We start from the raw sequence: 1,309 nt of genomic DNA, 5'->3' as shown, positions 1-1,309 counted from the left end.
CAAAAAGCACATTTGCCTTCAAGAAGTTTTAATACTAATTTAGTATGGAAGAATTATTTAAAATCAAATAAGTCGGCTGATAATCTTTCGTTGTCAGCGATTTCCGTTATTTCATTTCTAAATTTTCCACCATGTGTAATACTATCAAAATATTCTTCTAAACTTTTTACATTATTGCTATACAATTCAATTTCTATGCCATCTCCATAACTAACCTTTTGTCCTTCTGGCAAGAAATAACTTGCTAACTCATCTGAATTTTGCAATCCCTTTAAATAAAATTTTGCAATCTTACCTTTTTTGCCAATATACTTTTTTAATTTAGGATACACTTTATACAAATATGCATCTTCCTTTGGCAAACATTCTGTCTTTATCATAAGATTTACATCATTGTAATCAACATCGTTATATACATATATAACTCCATTTGTATCTATCTCATTTTTTTTCAATAACTTTATAAATGTATCCGAATCCATCCAATTTTTTCTTGTCTCTACACTACAACAATTTCTATAAACTGAATATGCCATATTATCCGTTATTCCCTTTTCACCTATCGTCCTCTCAAAGGGATTTGTTTTATCATCTGCTACATATTCAGCCCTAAAAGGAATCCTTATAGATAGTTTATTCCTTTTCAATGATTTTGAAAGTTCAATTCTACCTGCAAAACCATAAAGCATAGCATATCTTTCTTCTTTAAATTTATCACTCATTAATTCCTTATCTGATACTACTTTTTTCTTATCTGTATCATAAATTTGTAGTTTTATACTAGTTAATCTACCACCAAAGTTTTCTGCATAATCATCACATGCTTCTATATCTTTTTCTTTTTCATAACCCTCTGGTTTTGCAAAAACAAATGGTTTCTTGTATGTATACGATATCTGGGCAAACTTATTAGAAGAAATTCTTTGCATATGTTCATAAAAAAGCATATCATTTTCACGCTTTCCCTTCTGATTCTTAAATACATTCTTTTGCTCTTTTGTCATATCACTTACAATGCACACGCTATCGTCTGAAGTGGCACTCTTTTCAACCAACTCCATTTTGTTCCAGGTTGGTTTGAATGAATGTTCTTCATCCGTTTTTACATATATAAGTTTATCCTTTGCAAATAGGATTTGCCCTGCTATATATTCCTTGTGTGGTGCTAATACATTACACAGTAATATTACTGCAAGCACTATTGTAATTATGACTACTTTTGACTGAGTACTGATTTTTAATTTTTGTTTCTTCATTTTTATTATTCACCTTTCTGCGGAAGTAACCAATGCATTATAAGAGTTTCATT

Annotated in this window: 1 protein-coding gene; it reads right to left on the bottom strand. The window is 29.7% G+C overall.

The genetic code is table 11. The annotated features are described in order from the left end of the window. Positions 1-53: 53 nt before the first annotated feature. Complete coding sequence (locus BMY79_RS11810; protein ID WP_074731039.1) at positions 54-1,256, bottom strand: hypothetical protein; 1,203 nt, start codon at positions 1,254-1,256, stop codon at positions 54-56. Positions 1,257-1,309 lie beyond the last annotated feature (53 nt).

It is taken from the genome of Lachnobacterium bovis, assembly GCF_900111325.1.
GTDB lineage: Bacteria > Bacillota > Clostridia > Lachnospirales > Lachnospiraceae > Roseburia > Roseburia bovis_A.
This window is presented reverse-complemented; position numbering and strand designations above follow the sequence as displayed.

Bases quoted from the DNA above. Each gene is read 5' to 3' on its own strand.
- BMY79_RS11810 (WP_074731039.1), bottom strand. From the start codon at position 1,256: ATGAAGAAACAAAAATTAAAAATCAGTACTCAGTCAAAAGTAGTCATA.